We start from the raw sequence: 18003 nt of genomic DNA on the forward strand, positions 1-18003 counted from the left end.
TTTCAGGTTAAGTGCGACTAAATCAACTAAATTATTTTTTATGGAGATTCAGGATTGAGTATTACTTGGGTGGGTACAATTCTGATAATGGAAGATTCTCTTAGTGGACTAGAAATAGTGCCTTATTATCTGGAAGATAAAGGTTATAAAATTATTACAGCAAAGACTGCAAAAGAGGCTTTAGAAATCGCTTTAGAAGAAAAGCCGGATGCAATTATTACTAATGTTTTTATGCCAGGGATGAATGGTTTTGAATTTTGCCGCTTCCTCAAAAATCGTCCCAGTCAAGCAAAAGTGCCGATTTTAATTTGTAGTGCTGAAAATCAGACAAGTCATCTTTTGTGGGGTAGAAAGCAGGGTGCAGATGCTTATTTGACAAAGCCTTACACCGCAGAAGAGTTACTGAGTGTGATTCAATCGGTAGAGATATAGATTTATTGATGATTTTTATAGTGGTGCGATCGCAACAATCAAACTTGAAAATTGAGAAATTAAGCAATCTGAAGTGTCTTTGGTGCAGGAATATACTCACCTTCTATTTGCCAAAATCTCAATAAAATTTGAATGATTTAATCCTGATTAATCCTCATTTTGAATGATAGCATAGAGCCTCAACTCCACAAGTAAAGGACATGGGTACAATTGCCATTGCACAGTTGAAACATTCAAATCCTTAATCAATCCAGTGCGTATATCTAGTAGCCAACCATGAACCATAGGCGCTTTTCGTTCATAGAGTGCTTGACGCATCACTGAAGTTTGATAAAGATTTTTCACTTGCGCCACAACATTGATTTCTGCTAAACGATTTAGACGTTCCACTCTCGTTGGTAGCGTATCAATTTCAGATTTGTTTTGCAAATACAGTTCTCGAATCGGATTTACCCAGTTATCAATAATTCCAATTGTTCGCCACTCTAAAGCCGCCTTAATACCTCCGCAATCATAGTGACCACAAACGATAATATGTTGCACCTGAAGATGTAGAATTGCGTATTCTAAAACGGCTAAAAAGTTAATATCCGTTAGAGAAACTTGATTTGCAATATTCCGATGTACAAATAAATCTCCAGGTTCAGTGCGGGTAAAGTTTGTTAAGGGCAGACGACTATCAGAACAACCAATGTAGAGAAATTGTGGTGTTTGTCCTGTAGATAATTCTTCAAAGTAATTTGGTTTTAGAGCTAACTTTTCGGCAACCCAAGTCTGATTATTTTTCAGAAGATCATCAATGCTGTTATATTTCATCAAAGTTGCTTGAGCTTCTTAGAAATATTTTAGCTATTTTACCATTGTTCATGAGGCGATATGAACTGCTAAAAAGCTAAAATTTTGCTAAAGATGAGCATCTTTGCTTATAACTAAAAACGTATTTATGTATAAGTTATAAAGCAGGAAAATACACAGTAATAAAAACTCTTGTGTTTGATACAGCACTTTCGAGGTAAATGAGGTACACATAGTATTGGTGCATCAAGACTTAAAATGAAAGCATACTCAATCGATTTACGAGAAAAAATAGTAAATACTTACGAAAAGGGTGGTACTTCAATAAGAAAGGTTGCTGTGCAATTTGGTGTAGCAAAAAGCTATGTGCAAAAGCTAATCCAACTTCATAGAGTGCAAGGACATCTAGAACCCAAAAAGCAAGGTGGAGCCATGAAGGGTAGGCTAGATGATTTCGCGAGCGAATTAGCCGAAATGGTTCAAATTTACCCAGATGCAACTTTATTGGAATATTGCGAATATTTTGGAGAAAAATACAACGTTTGGGTGTGTGCAAGTGTGATGTGTTGTGCATTACAAAAACAAAAATTAACTCGAAAAAAAAGACTTTGCGTAGCAGCCAAGGAAAAACAGAAAGAGTCCAAAAACTGAGAATAGAGTATTGGGAGAAAGTAAAGCAAGTAGACCCAGAAAACCTTGTATTTATAGATGAAATGGGTGTTTTACTTGGCTTAACTAGGACTCATCAAAGAAGCGAGCGCGGCACTAGAGCGTATAATTTTAAACCATATTACCGGGGAGCAAAAATAAGTGTAATCGGAGGAATTAGCTTAAAGAAAGTTTTAGCGGTGATGACTTTAAACGGCTCAATGGATGGAGATGCATATAAAGTTTTTGTAGAACATTTTTTACTTCCGCAATTATGGGTTGGTGCAGTCGTTGTAATGGATAATCTACCTGCTCATAAAGTCGAAGAGATTCAGCTTTTGATTGAAGGAGTGGGAGCAAGTGTTCTTTATCTATCTCCTTATTCTCCTGAATTCAATCCAATTGAACATTGGTGGTCACAATTAAAAGCTTTTCTGAAACAATTTTCTCCCAAGAGTGCATCTGTCGTTGATGGTTTAATTAAAATTGCGCTGAAACTAGTTGATCCAAAGCATCTAAAAAATTGGTTTACTAATTGCTGCTACTGTACCTCATGAACCTCAAATCTGCTGTATTAATAACTGTTTCTAAAAGCAACAATGGTTCAAGCAACAAAATATCTTTACATTGTCAGAGATGATCAGATTTTAAACAGCGAACCAATTATTCAGGGAACTCGTACACCTGTCAGAGCTATTGTTGAAACTTGGCGTATGGGTGTTGCACCTGAAGAAATTCCCAAAGGTATGCCTCATCTGACTTTAGCGCAAGTGTTCGCTGCGTTGACTTATTACAGTGAACAGTGATCATCAAGATGAAATTAATAATTATATAGAAAGTAACCGAATTCCTGAAGAATTAATTGACCCATTAGTTAGAGATTTGTGAGCAGTCTTTTTATTCGTTTGCACTTAGATGAAGATGTTCATGTTTTAGTAGCAGACTTGTTAAAAGCAAGAGGTTTTGATGCAATCACCGCAAGAGATGCTGAACAACTTCATGCTACGGATGCAGAACAACTTTCCTATGCCGTCAGCCAAGGGAGAGCGTTAATTACACACAATCGAACTGACTTTGAAGAGCTTGTACAAGCTTACTTTGCTTCAGGACAAATGCACTATGGTATAATTTTTGCTGTTCGGCGTTTACCTCAAGAAATTGCACAAAGATTATTAGACTTGTCCGAAAACTCCAAAGCCAAACAGTTCAAAGCTTTGAGGCAAAACTTTGATATCTTCATAAAAACGGAGCCATAAGGGTTTGAGATAGCTAGTGATAGTTTAGAGGCATAAAAATTAACTCCTAAATTCTTAAAATTGATGATTATTACTAATAGCTAACTTGGAAGAACTAAGCTACCAATTCTTAACCTAACTAATCCGCAAACTGTTAAGATAATCTGCTCGTAAGTCTCAAGATTTAACCGAAATCGTTGTGAGGCAATCCGAAATATTTTGAGCAGACGGATTAAATGCTCAATAAATATCCGATTATTGGACAAAGCTTTGTTTTCATCTTTTTGCTGTTGAGTTAATTCTCGTTTTGGTTTTCTTTTATGAGGTGTAGTGATGTTTTCGCCACCTTGAAATCCTTTATCACCTGAAAAAGGTTGAGACTTATCAAATTTTTTCTGAGATTGACGAAACAATTTTATATCTGCTGTTGGCCCAGGAACGCCCACTTCTACCTCCACAATATCTTTCCCTTCTGGCATCCCAAACATTAGACTTTTCAATGTATGTTGTCTCTTCTTGCCAGAAAAATATTTTTGTTGTTCTTTTTGGTCAGAGTCCCTATATATTGGCTGTTCTAGGCTATCGACTAATAGCCTAAAATTGGTTAATACTTCCTGAACAAAGAGTAAGTCGCTTTCATTATTTGAGACTTGTTCTAATAAACTAGCGGGTAAAATATCTCGTAAGATTGGTATCCAATAATGAAAAGTATCGTTGGCTTCTGTCTTAGATACAGCAAATAACATTCCTAATACTTGAAATGTTGGCATCTGTCTGAGATAAAATAGGCATAAACATACTTGTTCTTCTGTTGACAATTTTTCGGGACGACCACCACCAGCCACATTAATTCTAATTTTTTGGCTTTGGAGTTTTGTTTTAATTTCTTGGTGACGTTTTATCGCACAATTCAATAGCGACTGTAACTGTTCATAACTAATTCCTAAAATTTGTTTTGTCCGGTGTGGGTACTTTTGGATATAATCAAAAACCATAACTAATGTTGAAAAATGGTAGACGCTCAATTTAACGTTTTACCATTTTTCTTTTCCTAAGTTAATATTCCGGACAAGTCTATTAGTGATTTTGAATCAAGTTACAGCAGAGGAAATGCAAAGTCAGGTGCGATATATTTAGGCTCTTTTATCAAACTGGACGGCATTTAGACAAGATATCGTGCAGATTCACTACAGAACCAATAACTGCGATCGCCGGGGCATCGAATCCTGCTTTTTCAACTTGTTCTACAATTGTGCCTAACTGACCAATTAATTCTTCTTGATCGGGTCGTGTACCCCAACGTACTAAAGCAATTGGTGTTTCTAAACTCAAACCTGCCGTTGCTAACTCTTCAATAATGTGCAATAGATTGTGAACACCCATGTAAATGACAATTGTCTCGGAACCTTGAGCGATCGCTTGCCAATTTACTTTCGGTCTATACTTACCAGCAGACTCATGCCCAGTTACAAATGTTACTGATGAACTATACAATCGATGGGTTAAAGGTATCCCTGCATAAGCTGGAGCAGCGATACCAGATGTAATTCCTGGCACAACTTCTACAGGAATGCCCGCTTTGACTAAATCTGCCATTTCTTCGCCACCACGACCAAAAATAAACGGGTCGCCGCCTTTGAGTCGCACGACTATGGCATGATCTTGGGCTTTATCTATTAGTAATTGCGTTGTTTCGTCTTGCAACAGCGAATGTCTCCCCATCCGCTTCCCCGCATTGATTTGTTCTGCTTGGGGATTAATCATTGCCAAAATTGCTGGACTCACCAAAGCATCATAAATAACTACATCGGCACATTCCAATAAACTTTTACCTTTGAGAGTCAAGAGTCCGGGGTCTCCCGGCCCTGCACCAACTAAATAAACTTTTCCCAAATTCTTCTGCTCTTGTTGTTGTGTGCAGTTCATTCGTTCATCAAATCCCAAATTAAATCGGCTAACTCTGCACTTGCTCCCAAAGGTTGAGCTAATTGGAAAGTCACAGCAGGGAATTTCAATTTTAGCGTTTCTGTTAGTTGAGCGATCGCATCGGTTATGCCGCCAGCGAATAAAAAATATGGCAAAATTGCAATTGTTTCCTTGCCAGCCGCTACCAAATCTTCTACTTGTGTTTCTAAACTCGGAGGCACAGACCAATAAGCAGCTACTGCACCAATATTTGCTGCTATGGTTTCTACTGGCTGTTGAAAACCTGCACGACGACTACCATGAGCGATTAAAATCCATGCTTCGGTTTTGATATCAGCCATTTGCTGAGATAGCAACGTCGTCAAACCAGAGTGACTACCTATATATGGTAATAATTCCAGGCTGATATGTTCACCAATAGCTTTTTGTGCTAGTGCCACTTCTTCGGGAATTTCTTGCATCACATGGACTCCCGGTAGTAGAAATAGCAGAATAATTTTTAGACTGGTGCATCCAGCACCAACAGCACTATGAGCAAATTCTTTAATTTGAACGTGCAAAGGTTCTGGACGTGTTTCCAAGTAAGCCAAGCCTACTAATTTGTTGCTTGATGAGTAACTTTGCTGTTTTTTAGCTATTAACTCTGTCAATTGCTGCAAAGCAATTTCTGGACGTGGGTCGCGGCTTCCATGAGATACCAGCAGATATGCAGATGACATTGGTAAATGTGAACCTTTTGACTTTTAACTTTTGACTTTTGATTTATTGTTGTTCGGCGCTGTAGGTATAAAAATTATGAAAAGCTCCCACAGTTTCAAATTTGTAACCAGGTAGCCAAGTGCCGAGTGATAAATCTGTACGATACACGCTAAACAGTAGAAAATTTTGTCTTTCCGTCGTTTTAGCCAGCAATTCCCGCATCTGGGGATTAGTGGAGTCAACTAGTTTGTCACAACTAGAATTCAATAGATTTTCAATTAGCTTAGATGTTTTTTTACACACATCATGTTTGAGATATTCTGTCAGTCGATTAACTGCATACTCTTCATATTCATCTGGAGTTGGATTAGTCTTAGCCATTGCTACGCCAACTACACCTATACTTGCGGCGATCGCAAATGCCATAATAGTCAAGAATTTCATATTTCCTTACCGTCATACTCTGATAATTATTAGAGTCCCAGGACTACACATTAGCAAAGTCCGTTCCTTTTAAAGGATGCTTGATCAATTTAGTAGGTAGGTGCTATAATTAGAAATCGATAAAGTTAATGGCGAGCGTAGCCAAGTGGTTAAGGCAGTGGATTGTGGTTCCACCACTCGTGGGTTCGAGTCCCATCGTTCGCCCTGAATAATATAGATTACTATATATCAATGGTGTGAACCGGAACAGCAGCCGATTATAGCTGAGATTAAGGTAAAACTATTGTAGAAACTTTAATTTTAAGTAAGTTCAAGACTTTATAGCAGGGAACAGGGAACAGGCTTTAGAGTCGCTCAGTGTCCATGTTTGATCATTAGTCGTTGTCATTATCTATGCTTCGATTGCTATAACTTTCAATAGTTTTGAGCTTGATCAGCTTATTTAACTGATCAGATTTTCCACAGAAAGCTTATATGTTTAATAATGTTGACCCTTGACTGCTGACGATCAATGCTCCCATGAATTAATTGTGCGATAAATATATGTTTTAGCTGAGTATTTCAATTTAAATTTCAGGATTTTTAGGATAGCAATTGAGTACTAGATTCTAAGTTTATTGAACGTGAGTCTCCAACGAAGGCGAAGTTGTGGGAAGGGCGAAAGAAAACAGCGTTTTCTTAGGAGTTCGACGGATTGAGAAAACCCCTCTCCAAATCTCTCCCCTGCAAGGAGAGAGGCTTTCAAATGAATTTTTCGTTGGTAATTTAAAAATATTTCAGCCCCTCTCCGCGTCGGAGAGCGGTTGGTCAAAAAACTGCTCGAACTCACGTTCATTTAGGGTTTGACATAAATTAGTCTCCCTCAGTCTCATACAAATTTAAAAAGGGAAGCAAATTTCTCTTTTGCTTCCCAATTAAGTTTTTTATCAACAAAATCACTGTTAGAAAAGTCCTAAAAGAAAGATGAAAGTCATTCCACAGAAGACGATTAATGAGACAATCATGATATTGCCTATGCTGTGGTCGTTAGTTGTTAGTTTGTGCGGATGGTCTTGCATATGCACCTACTCTGTTTTAATTTACTTGTGGTGCAATTATAGCTAGGGCTAATTTGAATTATTTAAATTAATACCAAAAGTTGATTTTATTTGATTTAAGTTCAGAATCATTGTTAGGTCACAAGCAAAAAGATTAAAATTTATTACTGAGTTTTTTATAAAGATTTAATCACTTAACAAAAGTACTAGGCATTAGCATTAATAATACTAAATATAAGATTTTTTTACAAAATATATCGTTATTTGAGTAGTATACTGACTAAAAATAAGTATAATTTACTCTAAAAAGAGTAAATTTGGGTTTCATTGATAAAATGGTTGTTGTAAAAAACAAACTAAGGCAGCAATAATAGAAATCTACCAAGGGATAGCTTTTAGATAAAAACTGCAAATAATTTATAATCGAGGCTGTGTAAGTGTTATGTATAATGAATCATCCTAAAGTTAGGAAAATTGTACGCCTATAGTTAGAGGGAATAATACTGAGTTATCGATACTTTAAGTAAAGAAGAACACGAATGAAGACCCTAAGCTTGGAAACACAGATAGAAATTATCTGTGTTTATTCGTGTTTGTACTTGTTTAATTTGAGGTGAATATGTCTGAATTGCTCCAAACAGTGTTAGAGAGTGAAGAAAAAAATGATTTACGCGCTTTCATTAGTCACTTACGCCAGCAAGAAAAAAACTATTTGCTGCGGAATGACATACTGTATGTATATAGTGAATACTGTGCTAAAAACGATAAGTCCGAAAAGTTACACAATTTTTCTCTCTTAGGGAAACTCATCTATTACACTCAAGAAATCATTCAAGAAGACTCCAATTTTTGTTTTATTATCCGTCCTCATATTGCTAGTCAAGAAGTTTATCGAGTGACAGCAGACTTGAGTGTAGAAGCAATGACAGTCCAAGAACTGTTGGATCTGCGCGATCGCCTCGTCAACAAACATCATCCCAACGAAGGCGACTTGCTAGAATTAGACTTTGGCCCTTTTTACGACTACACACCAGTTATCCGCGACCCCAAAAATATCGGTAAGGGTGTGCAGTATCTCAACCGCTATCTTTCTAGTAAACTATTTCAAGACCCAAAACAATGGCTAGAAAGCTTATTTAATTTCTTGCGGTTGCACCAATATAACGGTATTCAACTACTAATTAATAATCGCATTCAATCACAGCAGCAACTTTCGCAACAAGTTAAAAAAGCGATCGCATTTGTCAATGAACGTCCCAGTGATGAACCCTACGACCAATTCCGGTTTCAATTGCAAACAATGGGCTTTGAACCTGGTTGGGGTAACACAGCGCATCGGGTGCAAGAAACCTTAAATATCTTAGATGAATTAATTGATTCACCTGACCCCCAAACCCTAGAAGCTTTTATTTCCCGTGTCCCGATGATTTTTAGAATCGTCTTGGTTTCAGCCCACGGTTGGTTTGGACAAGAGGGCGTATTAGGAAGACCCGATACAGGTGGTCAGGTGGTTTACGTTCTTGACCAAGCTAGGAATTTAGAAAAGCAACTACAAGAAGATGTCTTACTAGCTGGTTTAGACGGACTGAACGTTCAACCAAAAGTGATTATTCTTTCTCGCTTGATTCCGAATAGTGATGGGACTCTGTGTAACCAAAGACTAGAAAAAGTCCACGGTACAGACAACGCTTGGATTTTGCGTGTACCGCTGCGAGACTTTAATCCCAACATGACGCAGAACTGGATTTCTCGATTTGAGTTTTGGCCTTATTTAGAAAGCTTCGCCATCGACTCAGAAAGAGAATTACTAGCAGAATTCCACGGTAAACCCGACTTAATTGTGGGTAACTATTCCGATGGAAATTTAGTAGCATTCCTCTTGGCGCGACGCATGAAAGTTACCCAGTGTAACATCGCCCATGCTTTAGAAAAATCTAAATACTTGTTTAGTAACTTATACTGGCAAGATTTAGAAGATAAATATCATTTCTCCTTACAATTTACCGCTGACTTAATAGCAATGAACGCTGCCAATTTTATTGTCAGCAGCACCTACCAAGAAATTGTTGGGACACCTGATAGTGTTGGACAATACGAATCTTATAAATGCTTCACCATGCCTGAGTTGTACCATGTGGTGAATGGCGTTGAATTATTTAGTCCGAAATTTAATGTTGTTCCGCCTGGGGTGAACGAGAATTATTACTTCCCCTACACACGGACTCAAGAACGGGTAGAAAGCGATCGCGATCGCCTGGCTGAAATGTTATTTACTTTAGAAGATTCCAGCCAAATTTTCGGCAAACTCGACGACCCCAACAAGCGACCTATCTTTTCAATGGCGCGTCTCGACCGCATTAAAAACTTGACTGGTTTAGCCGAATGCTTTGGTCAAAGTAAAGACTTGCAAGAACATTGCAACTTGATTTTAGTAGCAGGTAAGTTACGCACAGAAGAATCAGATGATAATGAAGAACGTGATGAAATTATCAAACTTTATCACATCATTAACGAATACAATCTTCACGGCAAAATTCGCTGGTTAGGTGTGCGCCTATCAAAAAGTGATTCTGGCGAAATTTATCGCGTTATTGCTGATCATAAAGGCATTTTTGTGCAACCCGCATTATTTGAAGCCTTTGGTTTAACAATTTTAGAATCCATGATTTCCGGGTTACCTACTTTTGCAACTCAATTTGGGGGGCCATTAGAAATCATTCAAGATAGAGTTAATGGATTTTACATTAACCCGACTAACTTAGATGAAACAGCCACAAAAATTTTAGATTTTGTGACTAAGTGCGAACAAAATCCTGACTATTGGGAAACAGTTTCTCAAAAAGCAATTGAGCGAGTTTACACTACATATACTTGGAAAATTCACACAACCAAGTTGTTATCTTTAGCAAGAATTTACGGCTTCTGGAACTTTACATCCAAAGAAAACCGTGAGGATTTATTGCGTTATCTTGAATCTTTGTTTTATTTAATCTACAAACCAAGAGCGCAACAACTCTTAGAACAGCATAAGTATCGGTAATTAGTCAATTGTCAATGGTCAAGAGTCAACAGTTTTTACTATTGACTTTTGACTCTTGACTTTGGACTATCATCTACCTTGTCAGATGAAACCAAGTTCTTGGGCCGACTACGCCATCTACTACTAAATTTCGACGGTTTTGAAAGGCCTTAACAGCACTTTCCGTTAGCGCACCATAAACCCCATCAATGCGTATAGCATAGCCGTTAGCTATTAGTAGCCTTTGTAAAACTCTGACAGCTAGACCGGAATTACCAAAACGTAGATTTGGTACAGTTCGACCAGCAAATCTTGGAGATCTAGCCAAAAGAATTTCATCATCATTAAATTGTTGGGCTATCAAGCGTTGTGAACGCGGCAATTTCACATTTACAGGCTGAAAATTTTTGAATTCAGATAAGCTATATAAGTCTTTAGTAGTTTTTTTGTCTGTGTTTTTTACTAGATTTTTTTCAGGCTCAGAATTAAATGCTACTAGAGTAGCTTGAGGCTTTTCTTTGAGCTGCATGAATTCAGGTGGCGTGATATTTTTAGCTGGATTAATTTGAGATGACTGCCCCTGTGGTGTTTTCTGCACGCCATTGTCTAGCTGAATTACAGGCTGCTTGGTAAAATGAGACGGAGATGGTTGTTTTGCAATTAACACGCCCGTCATCAGCAGGACAATATCACTCATTGTTTTTGATGTTATTAACACCCATATTTCCTTTGACAGAAAAATTGTCGTGGTTCCGGAATGGTGTGTCCTAAAAATAAAAAAATCTAATAATTGTTTGCTACGAGAAACTGCTGCGATCGCCTGACTATGTTAAATCATGGCTCACACAATAGAGAATGTCTCGCCTACTTTTTTATGTCCCTGCTTTCCTTGAAAATAATAAACTCTAGATAATCAGAAATTGGTTCTATCTTAAGCAGTATCTCTAACGGTTAATAAGATTTGAATAAGAAAATTATCTTGATTTTTTAGAATTTATGAAGATACAAAATTATGGTTACATAGCCAACAAAATGCAAAATTAACTCTACCTATAAGCAGAAGCGATCGCAGTGAGAAAGTAACAAGCGATCGCTGTCTGATAATTTTCACTATCCTATGCTGTCAATAACTGGATGGAAGTAAAAAGCGAACCCTAAAACTGTGTATGCAGCTAACAGTAAAGTGCCTTCTAACCAATTAGATTTACCATCAGAACTAATACTGTTGGCAATTAACACAGCCACAGCCACAGCTACCAATTCAAAGGGATTAAAATCCAAATCCATTGGTTGACCAAACACCCAACCAGCTATTACTAACACCGGAGCTACAAATAAGGCTATCTGCATACTGGAACCCACAGCCACAGATACAGAAAGATCCATCTTATCTTTCATAGCTACAGTAACAGCGGTGGCGTGTTCTGCGGCATTACCAACAATGGGAACTAAAATTACCCCTGTAAATAATGCTGTCAAACCTAGCTGCGATGTTGCTACTTCTAATGAATCAACCAACATTTCTGATTCAAGTGCTACTAGCAAGGTACATACTAACAACACGCCAGTCCACAACCAGATATTTGGTTTATTGTGAGAACTTTCCTTGTCTTCTGCCTCAGCGACACCCACATCATACAGATAAGTATGAGTTTTCATCGAAAATAGCAGCGTTAAGGCGTAGACCACAATTAACACCACTGCAACAGCCAATGAAAGATTTTGGAGAGTTTGTTCGCCAATGCCTTTGGAAGTATAGTTCATTGCCGTTGGTAACAAAATCGCAATCACCGCCAAATTCATCGAAGAAGCATTTACCCGCGCCACAATCGGCTGAAATGTTTGTTCTTTGTAGCGTAGTCCTCCTAATAACATCGAAAGACCCATCACCAGCAGTAAGTTGCTGACAATTGAGCCTGTAATACTAGCTTTGACTACATTTACCAGTCCGGCTTTCAAGGCTATTAAAGCAATAATCAATTCTGTGGCATTGCCAAAGGTAGCATTCAATAACCCTCCTAGTGTTGGGCCTACCACTACAGCAATTTCTTCAGTAGCTGTTCCCATCCAAGCCGCCAAAGGCAAAATGGCTAAACCAGCGGCGACAAATACTATCAAGTCTCCCCATTCGAGATAATGAGCCGCTAAAGAAACCGGAATAAACAGTAACAGCACGAAAAAAAGAATGTTTTTACCTGACATTTGGTTACTTTCAGTTAAAGGTATCCGACAAAAACGCTGAGAGAGGTATGCAGAAGATGAGGGAGTGAAGGAAGTAAGGTGCGTCAACCAACAATTAATTATTTTTTCTGATCTTGCTTATCTCCCTCATCCCCCGCAGTACTCATAACTCAGCACTTCAATAGGATACTCTCAACTATCAATTAAGCCATTGAGAGAATTTACCAAACTCAGTACTTGTAAATTAAAGTTGCGTTTTACAGATTTTTCGCAATCTTTTGTAGCAAAAGTATTAATTTTGAAGTGGCAATCTATACAAAACATCCAGTTTAATATATTAAAAGAGAATTAAACTTTTATTGGCGCTGCCAACGAGAAAACCGTAACATAGGTGTTGTTAGATGGCTGAGAATTTAGTGATACTTGAGAAACAGCCATGTGATAACGCAGATTTCACACTCTAGTCAGACTGCTTTCTCAAGAATTAGACTGTATCCTAGACCCATAGTTTCAGTCTATACCGGATTTTGTATTCAAACCTGTGTAGATGAGGTTGGAATACAAAGCTTTCCGCGTTGCTGCAAGTTTTTTGTTTTGGAAAAATATACATACATGACTTCTGCTGCTGAATTGCCAGGAAGCTCTGGCTCTACGTTTACTCATAATCCTAATGTTAAAGATACTCACCAGAATGATCCCCTGAGAACAGCTACTGGTGTGTATGTCACGGTGCATGGTCATTTTTACCAGCCACCGCGCGAAAACCCTTATCTAGACGCAATTGAGCGTCAACCGAGTGCTGCACCTTTCCATGATTGGAATGAGCGGATTCACTATGAATGTTATCGTCCCAATGCCTTTGCCAGGATATTGAATGAAAAAGGCGAAGTCATGGGGATCGTGAATAATTACGAGTATCTCAGCTTTAATATTGGCCCTACCTTGATGTCGTGGCTAGAACGCTATGATTTGGAGGTTTATCAACGAATATTAGAAGCAGATGTCAAAAGCGCCCAACGCTTGCAAGGTCATGGCAATGCGATCGCGCAAGTATATAATCACATCATCATGCCTCTGGCTAACGAACGCGATAAATATACACAAATTCGCTGGGGCAAAGAAGACTTCAAATCCCGCTTTGGCCACGATCCCGAAGGTATGTGGTTAGCAGAAACAGGTGTTGACTATGCAACCATAGAAGCTCTCATCGCGGAAGGTATTCGTTTCATTATCTTGGCACCATCGCAAGCACAACGTTGCCGTCCCTTACCTACGAAAAATGATCCCCAAAAGGAATGGTATGAAGTTGGCGGTAGTCAAATTGATCCCACCCGTCCCTATCGTTGCTATTTGAAGCCAAATTTGAGTACTGCGGCTTCACCGCTGAGTACTGTATCTTCAGCAGAAAGTATTGAGGAATCTGTAGAAGGACTACCTTATATAGATATCTTCTTTTACGATGGCCCAATATCGCGGGACATGGGTTTTTCAGATGTGACTCATAGTTCCCATCACTTGGCAGGACGCATTGGTTCAGCCGTGCGTGGGGATCATCGTCCCGCCCAATTGATTTCTGTCGCCACCGATGGAGAAACTTTTGGACATCATAAAAAAGGCACGGAAAAAACCTTAGCTTACGCCTTTACCGAAGAATTTCCCCATCACGGTTGGACAGTCACTAACTTTGCCCACTACCTCAGCTTAAATCCTCCAACTTGGGAAGTAGAACTCAAGTCAGTTACCGCCTGGAGTTGCGCTCATGGTGTAGATAGATGGCAAGATGACTGTGGTTGCGGTGGTGAAGGCGGCGTTTGGCATCAAAAATGGCGGCGACCTTTACGCAATGCTTTAAATTGGCTGCGGGATCAATTAATTGAAGTCTATGAAGAATATGGACAGCAATTTTTCAAAGATCCTTGGTTAGCTAGGGATGAGTATATCAAAGTCATCCGCGATCGCTCTTCTGCGAATGTCAGCCGCTTCCTCTCTCGTCATCAAACTCACAAACTCACTGCTGTTGAACAAGTAGATGCTTTGCGTTTATTAGAAATGCAGCGTCACGCTTTATTAATGTTTACTAGTTGCGGTTGGTTTTTTGAAGAACTATCTCGTCCCGAAGGTACTCAAATTCTCCGTTACGCTGCCCGTGCTTTAGAATTGGCGGGAGATGTCGCAGGTGTGCAATTAGAAAAAGGCTTTCTCAAACGCCTGGGTTTAGCGCCGAGCAATGTAGAATTCTTCAAACATGGTGGTGAAGTTTATCGTCAGTTGGTACTAACCGCTCAAGTCAGCTTCAAGCAAGTAGCTGCCCATTATGCGATTACTTCACTGTTTAATAATCACAGACCAGCAGAAACTTGCAATTTACCAGGACAAGATACTGCGAGTTCACTGCATCATCCTTGCCAGAAACGAGTTTATTGCTACACCACCAATGAGTTAGATTACCAACTGCAACGTATGGGAGCGCTAACTTTGGTTGTAGGACATTTAAAGTTAGTCTCAGAAATTACTTGGGAAAGCGAACATTTAGTATTTGCAGTGTTGCATTTGGGTGGTTGGGATTTCCACTGCTGCATTCAACAGTTTACTGGGCGACGTGACTACAGCCAGTTAAAAGAAAAATTGTTTACTGCACTCCAACAAGCAAGTGCAGCGCACACAATTTTGGTAATGACCCAGTTATTTGGCAATGAAACCTTCAGCTTGCAAAATCTCTTTGCTGAAGAACGCCACCGAATTATGCGGTTAATTAGTCAAGAAACATTGACCAGGTTAGACCAACTGTATACTCAAACATATCGAGAAAATTACGGCGTACTCATGGCATTCCATCGGGATGAATTAGAAGTCCCACAAGAATTGCAAGTAGCAGCGGAAATTGCTTTAGGATATCGCTGTATGACTACATTGCGATCGCTAGAACAAGATATAGCCGAACCGCAATCTTGTTGGAATTACATTGTAGAATTAGAAGCGATCGCCACAGAAGCTAAACATCTGCGTTGTCGATTGAATATTCCTGAAGCTAAGCAAATGTTAGAGCAATTGATTTTGCGATCGCTCTGGCAATTACTGCACGATGCCAATGGTAGTTTTGCCACCGATATTCAATTGTTAGAAAGATTGATTGATGTAGGCTATCAACTAAATTTGGGTATTTCTCTATATCGTTCTCAAGAACTATACTTTAGTTGTTTGTATAGCCAGATAAAACCAGCTTGCTTTATCAGCTTAATTAATAAACAGGATATGAATCAGTGTAGACAGTTGTTGAAATTAGGCCAAAAGTTAGCTGTTGATGTCAGTTCAATTTTGAGTCAGTTAGATTAATTGATGCCTAAAACTCAGATACCCGACTTCTTGAAGAAGTCGGGTATTTTGCTGTTCACCAATTATTGAAGAATTTTTTTGAGCTAAAACTAGAGAAATGATCGCTCCTATTAATACGGATTACTGGAGCGATCGCTGCACAAACAAAAGTGGAACATTTGTCATTATGTACTGAGATATAATTTTAACTAACATACTTAAGATAGATTAAATATATATCAATAGGTCGATACATATTAAACATTTTAGTTATAGTAAATAATTCACACCATAACTCAAGCAAAGAAATTCCTAAACAAGAAAAACAAAGTTTTATTAAAAAAATCAATTTTTGATGAACTATAGTTTAGCAAACTATGATGCCAAAGTACTTGACTTGAACCTCAACATTGACTTATGACTATTGACCAATAACTATTAACAAATTATTTATGACTCGCGTTATCGGTTTAATCAGTGGTACATCTGTAGATGGCATTGACGCTGCTTTAGTAGATATTTCTGGTACAGATTTAGATCTCAAAGTTGAGTTGTTAGCAGGAGAAACATATCCCTATCCCGCAGAACTCAGAGAAAATATTTTAGCTGTTTGTGCAGGCAAAGCCATCTCAATGGCAGAATTAGCTCAATTAGATGATGCGATCGCTTTGAGTTTTGCTCAAGCTGCTGGAAATATTCAAACTGGTCATCAGCCAGCCACTTTAATTGGTTCTCACGGACAAACAGTTTTCCATCGACCACCACAAAACAAGGGAATAAATCAACCCCACTCCCTGGGTTATACTCTACAACTTGGTCGTGGTGCTTTGATTGCTTATCTTACAGGGATAACAACTGTTAGTAATTTTCGTGTAGCTGATATTGCGATTGGTGGTCATGGCGCACCCCTTGTACCCAGAGTTGATGCTTTTTTACTCAGTCACCCACAAGAAGGAAGGTGCATTCAGAATTTAGGCGGGATCGGTAATGTTGCTTACATCCCACCCCGCCGCGACAACTGGTTAGAAAAAATGCACGGTTGGGATACTGGCCCAGCAAATAGCCTGTTAGATTTGGCAGTCGAGCATTTAACTAATGGTGCAAAAACTTATGATGAGGATGGTAAATGGGCTGCTACTGGCACTGTTTGCCAACCTTTAGTTGAACAATGGTTGCAGCAAGATTATTTTTATCTCCCGCCCCCCAAATCTACAGGACGCGAATTATTTGGTGTAGATTACTTACATCAATGTTTAAAAGATGCCGAACCATACCAACTCAGCCCCGCTGACTTTCTAGCGACATTAACAGAACTAACTGCTGCTTCTATTGTTCATAGTTATCAAACTTTCTTGCCAGAAATGCCACAACGAGTCTTTTTATGTGGTGGTGGGAGTCGTAATTTGTATTTAAAACAACGGTTACAGTCATTATTAGGAAAAATCCCAGTCTTGACTACTGATGAAGTCGGCTTGAGTGCAGATTTTAAAGAAGCGATCGCTTTTGCAGTTTTAGCCTACTGGCGACAGCTAGGTATGCCTGGAAACCTACCATCAGCAACAGGCGCACCGAGTGAAGTGCTTTTAGGAGAAATTCACCAAGCCCAAAAATAAGTTTTGATTACTCAACCACCTGACATTTTCTGCTTTCAAATATATCTTTGAGTCGTAGAGGTACTCGATTAACACAAGGAACTGAGAAGGTGGGTCACACTTTTTTAATGGAACCAGGACGCTGGACATTACAAGGCAGTTGGCTAGAACGCAATGGAATGCCAATTAGCGTGAAGGGTATGACCTTGGTTGCTTGGAATCGAGATAACTGGTTCACAATGGCAACTAAGCTAATTTTTCCCGGTAGCGATCGCTCGGAAATTTCTTTACAATACAAAGGGCGTTTGCATGAGGGAGAACGCCAGTATACTTTTTTACTGCAACATAACCTTTTGGGACAAATTGAAGGTGAAGGCTGGATTGGTCTAGATACAATTGTGCAGCGCTATTGGGTACTAAGCGATCGTCAACGTCGTAGTGGCTTTGAAACTGTATATCGTCTTTCAAATAATACTTACTATTTAAGTTGTGGTGTCATGGCAGGTCATTCTTTAACTAGTACGATGGAAGCCAGCTTAGAACGTCAGCCACTTACATAGTACTGAGTCTTAAATTGTAGAGACGTTGCAATGCAACGTCTCTTTGATGTATGGCAAATCAATAGAATCTATAGATATTTATTTAGACCAAATTGGGCAAACTAAAAATAAATCAACATAACA

16 protein-coding genes and 1 tRNA gene are annotated in these 18003 nt (G+C 38.8%); 10 read left to right on the forward strand and 7 right to left on the reverse strand.

The window, feature by feature from the left end; all coding sequences use genetic code 11:
- Positions 1 to 54: 54 nt before the first annotated feature.
- Positions 55 to 432, forward strand: coding sequence for a response regulator (locus ACMX3D_RS19880; protein ID WP_482747570.1), 378 nt, complete (start codon positions 55 to 57; stop codon positions 430 to 432).
- Between the two features lie 147 nt (positions 433 to 579).
- Here the strand turns inward: ACMX3D_RS19880 and ACMX3D_RS19885 are convergent, their stop codons facing one another.
- Complete coding sequence (locus ACMX3D_RS19885; protein WP_482747571.1) at positions 580 to 1248, reverse strand: carbonic anhydrase; 669 nt, start codon at positions 1246 to 1248, stop codon at positions 580 to 582.
- Between the two features lie 237 nt (positions 1249 to 1485).
- On the opposite strand from ACMX3D_RS19885, the gene ACMX3D_RS19890 reads away from it, so the two are divergent.
- The 4 genes from ACMX3D_RS19890 (at position 1486) to ACMX3D_RS19905 (ending at position 3131) form a co-directional block, all read left to right on the forward strand.
- Positions 1486 to 1878 (forward strand): helix-turn-helix domain-containing protein, encoded by a 393-nt coding sequence (locus tag ACMX3D_RS19890; RefSeq protein ID WP_482747409.1) that lies wholly within the window; start codon positions 1486 to 1488, stop codon positions 1876 to 1878.
- Positions 1836 to 2432 (forward strand): transposase, encoded by a 597-nt coding sequence (locus ACMX3D_RS19895; protein WP_482747408.1) that lies wholly within the window; start codon positions 1836 to 1838, stop codon positions 2430 to 2432. Before ACMX3D_RS19890 ends, ACMX3D_RS19895 begins: the two co-directional genes overlap by 43 nt.
- Positions 2433 to 2474: 42 nt before the next feature.
- The gene (locus ACMX3D_RS19900; protein ID WP_482747572.1) at positions 2475 to 2681 is read left to right on the forward strand and encodes a DUF433 domain-containing protein; all 207 of its coding nucleotides are present in this window, start codon (positions 2475 to 2477) and stop codon (positions 2679 to 2681) included.
- 78 nt (positions 2682 to 2759) lie between these two features.
- The gene (locus ACMX3D_RS19905; protein WP_482747573.1) at positions 2760 to 3131 is read left to right on the forward strand and encodes a DUF5615 family PIN-like protein; all 372 of its coding nucleotides are present in this window, start codon (positions 2760 to 2762) and stop codon (positions 3129 to 3131) included.
- 80 nt (positions 3132 to 3211) lie between these two features.
- Here ACMX3D_RS19905 and ACMX3D_RS19910 read toward each other — a convergent pair whose 3' ends face one another.
- The 4 genes from ACMX3D_RS19910 to ACMX3D_RS19925 all read right to left on the reverse strand — a co-directional run bounded on the left by ACMX3D_RS19910 (position 3212) and on the right by ACMX3D_RS19925 (position 6179).
- On the reverse strand, positions 3212 to 4105 hold the full coding sequence (locus ACMX3D_RS19910; RefSeq protein ID WP_482747574.1) for a transposase: 894 nt from the start codon (positions 4103 to 4105) through the stop codon (positions 3212 to 3214).
- Positions 4106 to 4256: 151 nt separating this feature from the next.
- Positions 4257 to 5036 carry a uroporphyrinogen-III C-methyltransferase gene (gene cobA / locus ACMX3D_RS19915; protein WP_482747575.1) on the reverse strand — a complete coding sequence of 260 codons (780 nt, stop codon included), beginning with the start codon at positions 5034 to 5036 and terminating at the stop codon, positions 4257 to 4259.
- On the reverse strand, positions 5033 to 5755 hold the full coding sequence (locus ACMX3D_RS19920; protein ID WP_482747576.1) for a sirohydrochlorin chelatase: 723 nt from the start codon (positions 5753 to 5755) through the stop codon (positions 5033 to 5035). Before ACMX3D_RS19920 ends, cobA begins: the two co-directional genes overlap by 4 nt.
- Before the next feature lie 43 nt (positions 5756 to 5798).
- Positions 5799 to 6179, reverse strand: a complete 381-nt coding sequence (locus ACMX3D_RS19925; protein ID WP_482747577.1) for a DUF4359 domain-containing protein — start codon at positions 6177 to 6179, stop codon at positions 5799 to 5801.
- A gap of 131 nt (positions 6180 to 6310) precedes the next feature.
- Between ACMX3D_RS19925 and ACMX3D_RS19930 the strand changes: the two genes are divergently transcribed.
- Both ACMX3D_RS19930 and ACMX3D_RS19935 read left to right on the forward strand, forming a co-directional pair.
- A tRNA-His gene (locus tag ACMX3D_RS19930) sits at positions 6311 to 6383 on the forward strand.
- A 1452-nt stretch (positions 6384 to 7835) separates the two neighbouring features.
- A complete protein-coding gene (locus tag ACMX3D_RS19935) occupies positions 7836 to 10256 on the forward strand; it encodes a sucrose synthase (RefSeq protein ID WP_482747578.1) in 2421 nt (806 codons plus the stop codon).
- A 73-nt stretch (positions 10257 to 10329) separates the two neighbouring features.
- Here ACMX3D_RS19935 and ACMX3D_RS19940 read toward each other — a convergent pair whose 3' ends face one another.
- Both ACMX3D_RS19940 and cax read right to left on the reverse strand, forming a co-directional pair.
- Positions 10330 to 10932, reverse strand: a complete 603-nt coding sequence (locus ACMX3D_RS19940; RefSeq protein WP_482747579.1) for a peptidoglycan-binding domain-containing protein — start codon at positions 10930 to 10932, stop codon at positions 10330 to 10332.
- 413 nt (positions 10933 to 11345) lie between these two features.
- Positions 11346 to 12437, reverse strand: a complete 1092-nt coding sequence (cax, locus tag ACMX3D_RS19945) for a calcium/proton exchanger (RefSeq protein WP_482747580.1) — start codon at positions 12435 to 12437, stop codon at positions 11346 to 11348.
- 591 nt (positions 12438 to 13028) lie between these two features.
- Here cax and ACMX3D_RS19950 point away from each other — a divergent pair.
- The 3 genes from ACMX3D_RS19950 (at position 13029) to ACMX3D_RS19960 (ending at position 17880) form a co-directional block, all read left to right on the forward strand.
- Positions 13029 to 15749 carry a DUF3536 domain-containing protein gene (locus ACMX3D_RS19950; RefSeq protein WP_482747581.1) on the forward strand — a complete coding sequence of 907 codons (2721 nt, stop codon included), beginning with the start codon at positions 13029 to 13031 and terminating at the stop codon, positions 15747 to 15749.
- A 431-nt stretch (positions 15750 to 16180) separates the two neighbouring features.
- Positions 16181 to 17341 (forward strand): anhydro-N-acetylmuramic acid kinase, encoded by a 1161-nt coding sequence (locus ACMX3D_RS19955; protein WP_482747582.1) that lies wholly within the window; start codon positions 16181 to 16183, stop codon positions 17339 to 17341.
- Between the two features lie 89 nt (positions 17342 to 17430).
- Entirely contained in the window at positions 17431 to 17880 is a 450-nt protein-coding gene (locus tag ACMX3D_RS19960; RefSeq protein ID WP_482747583.1) for a hypothetical protein, read from the forward strand.
- Positions 17881 to 18003 lie beyond the last annotated feature (123 nt).

The organism is Anabaena sp. TISTR 8404 (assembly GCF_056847745.1).

Coding starts and splice junctions, on each gene's coding strand:
- ACMX3D_RS19935 (WP_482747578.1), top strand. CDS start 7,836: ATGTCTGAATTGCTCCAAACAGTGTTAGAGAGTGAAGAAAAAAATGAT.
- cobA (WP_482747575.1), bottom strand. CDS start 5,036: ATGAACTGCACACAACAACAAGAGCAGAAGAATTTGGGAAAAGTTTAT.
- ACMX3D_RS19890 (WP_482747409.1), top strand. CDS start 1,486: ATGAAAGCATACTCAATCGATTTACGAGAAAAAATAGTAAATACTTAC.
- ACMX3D_RS19940 (WP_482747579.1), bottom strand. CDS start 10,932: ATGAGTGATATTGTCCTGCTGATGACGGGCGTGTTAATTGCAAAACAA.
- cax (WP_482747580.1), bottom strand. CDS start 12,437: ATGTCAGGTAAAAACATTCTTTTTTTCGTGCTGTTACTGTTTATTCCG.
- ACMX3D_RS19910 (WP_482747574.1), bottom strand. CDS start 4,105: ATGGTTTTTGATTATATCCAAAAGTACCCACACCGGACAAAACAAATT.
- ACMX3D_RS19925 (WP_482747577.1), bottom strand. CDS start 6,179: ATGAAATTCTTGACTATTATGGCATTTGCGATCGCCGCAAGTATAGGT.
- ACMX3D_RS19920 (WP_482747576.1), bottom strand. CDS start 5,755: ATGTCATCTGCATATCTGCTGGTATCTCATGGAAGCCGCGACCCACGT.
- ACMX3D_RS19900 (WP_482747572.1), top strand. CDS start 2,475: ATGGTTCAAGCAACAAAATATCTTTACATTGTCAGAGATGATCAGATT.
- ACMX3D_RS19885 (WP_482747571.1), bottom strand. CDS start 1,248: ATGAAATATAACAGCATTGATGATCTTCTGAAAAATAATCAGACTTGG.
- ACMX3D_RS19950 (WP_482747581.1), top strand. CDS start 13,029: ATGACTTCTGCTGCTGAATTGCCAGGAAGCTCTGGCTCTACGTTTACT.
- ACMX3D_RS19955 (WP_482747582.1), top strand. CDS start 16,181: ATGACTCGCGTTATCGGTTTAATCAGTGGTACATCTGTAGATGGCATT.